This window comes from Synechococcus sp. J7-Johnson, assembly GCF_024345795.1.
Classification (GTDB): domain Bacteria; phylum Cyanobacteriota; class Cyanobacteriia; order PCC-6307; family Cyanobiaceae; genus Regnicoccus_A.
In genome coordinates, this window is sequence record NZ_JAGQBU010000065.1 from 1 (window position 1) to 5,263 (window position 5,263).

Annotated in this window: 5 protein-coding genes; 2 read left to right on the forward strand and 3 right to left on the reverse strand. The window is 51.7% G+C overall.

Annotated features, from left to right (window positions below):
- The 3 genes from KBY93_RS15940 to KBY93_RS15945 form a co-directional block, all read right to left on the reverse strand.
- A partial coding sequence (locus KBY93_RS15940; protein ID WP_255095399.1) for a hypothetical protein occupies positions 1 to 218 on the reverse strand: 218 nt, incomplete at its 3' end.
- Between the two features lie 339 nt (positions 219 to 557).
- Complete coding sequence (locus tag KBY93_RS16360; protein WP_399223382.1) at positions 558 to 926, reverse strand: GtrA family protein; 369 nt, start codon at positions 924 to 926, stop codon at positions 558 to 560.
- A gap of 3 nt (positions 927 to 929) precedes the next feature.
- Positions 930 to 1,871, reverse strand: a complete 942-nt coding sequence (locus KBY93_RS15945; protein ID WP_255095400.1) for a glycosyltransferase family 2 protein — start codon at positions 1,869 to 1,871, stop codon at positions 930 to 932.
- 283 nt (positions 1,872 to 2,154) lie between these two features.
- On the opposite strand from KBY93_RS15945, the gene KBY93_RS15950 reads away from it, so the two are divergent.
- Both KBY93_RS15950 and KBY93_RS15955 read left to right on the forward strand, forming a co-directional pair.
- Positions 2,155 to 2,958, forward strand: coding sequence for a transposase (locus KBY93_RS15950; protein ID WP_255095401.1), 804 nt, complete (start codon positions 2,155 to 2,157; stop codon positions 2,956 to 2,958).
- A 500-nt stretch (positions 2,959 to 3,458) separates the two neighbouring features.
- Positions 3,459 to 5,030, forward strand: a complete 1,572-nt coding sequence (locus KBY93_RS15955; protein ID WP_255095402.1) for a hypothetical protein — start codon at positions 3,459 to 3,461, stop codon at positions 5,028 to 5,030.
- The last annotated feature ends 233 nt before the right edge of the window (positions 5,031 to 5,263 follow it).

The window sequence follows — 5,263 nt, forward strand, 5'->3', positions numbered from 1 at the left end:
AATAGTCCATGTCCCAAGTTGGATGATTTGCCGGTCACCGCATAGCCAGGCTTGTGGGCTCCCCTATTGCGCATCCACGCCCACTCGAGGACCGGTTTTGGCTGCCGCTCTTTTTCAGGAGTCCCTACATAAATTCCTCCGATCTCTGAGTTGCAGATTCGGCGATCAGGGTTCATAGTGATTGAATGGTGCTGCACAATCAGCTCCTCAGCAGTCATCCTCTGGCTGCACCTGTTCACCCTCCAGACAGGGTCACAGGACCTCCTGAGTTACACCACTCCAAGGGGCGCTACCCAAGCTGAAGTTGCTCCTTGCCTTGGCAAACCTCTGGATGGTACGGGAACGGATCCCTGATCCAGGGTAGTATAAGGAGTTAGCGTGTCTTAAGGTCGAAAATCATCCAGAAATCAAGGCAAAATGCATGGTGGAAACTGCCTGAACGCCTCTGCAAGGACTGCTGTGAGTGAATCGGGGCAAAATCTGCTCAGTCTCGTCTCATTCATGAGAATCAGACTAGGCTGCTGGATTCAATCGTCTGGTTCAGGGCTTCCTTAATTCTATTTGGATGCAAACAGTCTTGAGGTGCTCATTATCGAGTAAAGAATATAGTTTATCATGGCAGGTACAATTGGCAACAAAAAAGTGATGCTACCTTGAGGTAGAATTCCGAGGCATGATGCGGCTACCGCGTTAATACTAAAAATGGAGGTAGCAGCTAGGCTATTGAGTCTTTTACCAGCTAGTTTATCTGCAAATGTGAAGCGCTGTTGCATGACAAAGGAGAATACAAAGGCGCTTAGAAATCCTGCTAGATTGCTTAACCAGCCAAATTCCATGCCAAGGAAGATATAAAGGACAACTGCATGAATAAAAGTAGATGATATTCCTACTACAGCAAACCTGCAAAGTCTGTTTTCAGGCCTCATGTCTCATGTCTCATTGATTTTGCGAATAATATAGGGCGGTCTGCGCTTGCTCTCCATATAAGTGCGTCCTAAATACTCACCCAATACGCCAATGCCAATCAGCTGAGCACCTCCAAGAAAAGTCACGGCGGTAAAGATAGATGAATATCCAGGCAATTGAATCCCCAAGATGAGAGTACGAAAAAGGGTCAATACTCCAAAGTAGAAGGCAATCAAGGTAATGACTAACCCGGCGTAAGTCCAGATGCGTAGCGGGGCAGTTGAAAAACTAAAAATTCCATCCAGCGCATAATTCCATAGTTTCCAATAGCTCCACTTACCTGAACCGGAAACGCGATCTGGCCTGCTGTATGGAATCTCATGCTGCTGAAACCCTGCCCATGCAAAAAATCCTTTTGAAAAGCGGACAGTTTCTCGACACTGAGTGATTGAGCTTACCACTGCATGATCCAGCAGCCTAAAGTCACTGACATCAAACTTGATGTCGAGCCTTGATGTCAAGCGAAAGATTCGATAAAATAAAGATGCTGTTAGGATTTTTAAGATTCCATCAGTGCCTCTGTCAGTACGTGATGCATTGACAACTTCTGCGCCGTCAATCCATGCTTTGATCATGAGTTCTATTAATTCCGGTGGATCCTGAAGATCGGCATCCATAATGATAGTAGCTTGTCCGTTAGAATGATCGAGTCCTGCAATGAGGGCGGCTTCCTTCCCAAAGTTTCTGGAAAGGTCTATGAGCTTGCCTCTACACCAATGCTCGTTTTCTTTGAGTAGTCTTAACGCTAAGTTAGACGTGCCGTCACGACTGCCATCGTTAATAATTATCAGAGTCCAATTTATGTTTACTTGAATCCGGAGCGTTGCTTGAAGTGTTGAAAATAAGGACGGCAGGCAGGCTTCTTCATTGAAGCAAGGTATGAGAATGTCGACAGAGTAGGCCATAGAAAGAAGTCTTCCTTCGTAAAAATCTACTTGATTGCCCAGCTGGCTCTGTTCAGGCCCATCCCACTCCGTAGGCTGATATTCTCCTGATTGACCGTAACATCTCAGGTTAAGTCCTTCGTGCGACGGCCTACCGCTGCGATTGCTGATGTCGTGGCCTTGGAGGCAACTCAATCCGCGTGAACCACGGCTGCCTCTGTCGCCGTTCGACGCCGCGACTGGGGATGCAGGGCTCCAGCTCTCGCAGCGGGATCGGTATCCAGGCCAGCAGAGTTCTGCCGGCGTGGACCACAGCCTGTTGCAGCCACTGCAGGCCGATGAGACCAGCTACCCAGTGGGCAACACAGATGGAAACGACCCCAACCGCCGCAGTGGCTGGCTGTGGGTGCTGCGCAACGCGTCGGTGACGGTGTTTGATCTGGGGCTCAGTCGCTCCAAAGCGGCGGCCCAGCAGCTGATCGGCGACAACTGCCTCGGCAGCCTGATCTGTGATCGCTACGGCGCCTATAACTGCCTATCGCTGGAGCAACGCCAGTTCTGCTGGGCCCACATCCGCCACGATCTGATCGCCATAGCTGAGCGCAGCGGCGTCTCGGCTGAGATCGGCCAGGCGCTGCTCAGCCTGCAGGGGCAACTGTTTGACGGCTGGCACGAGTGGCTGGATCAGCGAATCAGCCGCTCTGAGCTGGAGGCCGCCTCCACAAAAATCCGCCAGGCCTTCCAGGCCAAGCTGGAATGGGCGATCGCTCTGGGCAGCAGCCCCTGTGAAACCACGCCGATGGCCAAAACCCTGGGCACCTGCCGAACCCTGTTCAACAGCTTGGCCGCGCTGGGGACTTTCCTGGCCCATCCCGATCTGGAACTCACCAACAACGCCTCAGAACGGGCCCTCAGACCTGTGGTGATTGCTCGCAGGTTGAGTTTGGGGGTTCAATCCACCTGGGGAGGGCAGTTCGTGGGCAGGATCATGACCGTGACCGCCAGGCTGAAGCAGCAGGGCCGCGCTGCCATGGCCTTCCTCATGGAGCTGATCAACGCACGGCGAGAAAACCGGCCTTTACCAAGCCTGATCCCACAGGCGGGATAGCCGCCGCTCACAATCAGGCGAGGGATCGAGCGGCTCCGCTGCAGACATAGCAGGGTGCGGGATAGTGGGCGCCTGCGGAACTCTCTATACCCCCCCTGAATGGGTACGATCCGGGAGGTTTGGGCCGCCTCCCGTTAGGCAGCGTCTGAAATGCATTTCGACGCGTCATCAACGGTTCGCTTACGCTCACCTTCTCATCACACACCTGACGGATCAAGTCCGCTGTTTCCCCATCGCTCACCACCAAGTTTTTTGAACGCAGCAGCATGAGGTGGTTTGGAGCCAGCCTCTGCAGGCCGACCCCGGGAGGCCAAACTCCTATCCCTGTTGCAGTTGCGTCAGCTTTGGCTTTCACCTGCTGACTCATGACACACGCCCACAGTCATTCTCGGAAGGCCGACAGCCATAGAAAGACTACATCGGGAGACACTGAGATTCTATTCGTTATTCACGGGGCTGTACACTAGACGCGAGGACCGCACTCTAGAGACATGTGGAAATTGACCTACGCAGCACCTAACCGATTTAATTCTCGTTACGTGCAATGGATTGCATCAATTACTGCCATCTCTCCAAGCGCATTACAGCTGTTTTTGGCCTCCTTGCCATGGCCAAACAATTGGGATGATTTTCACCGTGGCTACAACGGACTTGAGGCAGAACACCCCCTAATCAGCTATGGATTGCTGCAGAGTCAAGTCATGCTCAAGCTTGCTGTTCACGATCCACTGCTCACCATCAGCAACCGGCTGGACATTCTTTCCCCTATCGGAAGCGGCCTTCTTGAAGTGATTCTTCTAATGTTGCCATTCATCCTGTTGAGCCGCTTGAGTCATCGACATGCGGATATTTCTCTAGCTAGCAGTCTTCTCGTGGCACCTGTTTCACTTATTGCTATCCACCAAAAATTTTTACCGCCATCAGCTTATCCGCTTGCATTTACCGGATCCTTTATTGTGGCAACATTGGCTGCCTATCTTACTGATTGGAGAGGCTTGGCTAATGCGCCGACATTGTATCGCTTAATGCTATGGATTGGGGAGCAGCTAGCCTTTTTCTTCTATGCTTGCTGTTTTCTGCAGGGGTTCACTTTTTGGCTGCTGACATACTCGTATAAAATTAGAGAGGGTAGGTCGTCTTCTCTGCGCTCCGCTGCACTTAGTGGTATCAGGTTTATCCCCCTGCTCGCTGTCACTCTGCTATGGAGGACGATCCATCCCTCTAGCGAGGCAGAATCATTAGCCATTGGTCGATCCCCGATTGAATTCCTCATCGCCAGTTTGAAATGGCTGCTTAATGGCACAACTCTCGGAAGCTTCTTTAATGCTTCCGGTTTAAGCGCGAAGACGGTGGCTCTCTTTGCTGCAGACAAGCTGCCATTGATTGCCAGTTGCCTGTTCATAGCGTTACTCGTTCCAGCGGCGGCCTCGCTGGCTTGTGTTGACGGGAGGGTTGAACTCTTTGCCAAGCTGAAGTTTCGAGAGCGTATCTATGTGGGCCGAAGGCTGGTACTAATGCTCGGCATCAGCATCTGCATTGGCTGGACTCTTCCTGTAGCCTCTATTCGCTATATATCAGAAATGCAGGGTGCAGCACCTCAAGTATATGTTGCTAGCAGGTTTACTGGACTTGGCGTGGCCCTTTTGTTCGCGGTTCTTATAGCTCGGTTATCTGATGACTTACTAGGTACGTTTCGGCGGCAGCCGCAGTTGCCTCGTGCAACAAAGACTCCCGTGGCTTTGAGTCTCTATCGATCACAGCTATGGCTTGTTCCGCTAATCACTTGGACCCTGACATTTAATCAGTTTTCCCTTGGCGCAAGCACTGATATATCGCATGGCAATCTTCCCTCTCTCGATGGATTCTGCGCAGGCCAGAATATCAAGAGCGAGACAATCAGAGCAATCATTCCATTAGAGGTTGTTGAGGGTGACACGGGTAACTGGCTTTTTACATTGCCGGAGAATGGGGAGTATACCAACCTTGATACTGAAGGACGTCTTGCATTTATCGCGGATCGATTCAGCCACAACCTGCGTAGCCACTGCCGAAAACAGCGTCAGAGCCAATAAACAGGGTTTGCTGAGCAACCCAGATCACCTGCAGTGCAATTGATTCCAGTCAGTGTCTCACGCTAGAATCAGCGGAGATCAGCCATTTTTGGGCTAGAAGAATTCGCGTAACCATTCAGGGGTCGGGATGCGCCGCCGCGCGAATGCACGCCTGATCGCTCATCGCTGAGCGGGCAAAGAAGCAGTGCTGCTCTTGCTGCTGAATTCAGGGATCCGGCAGCAGTGATGGCATC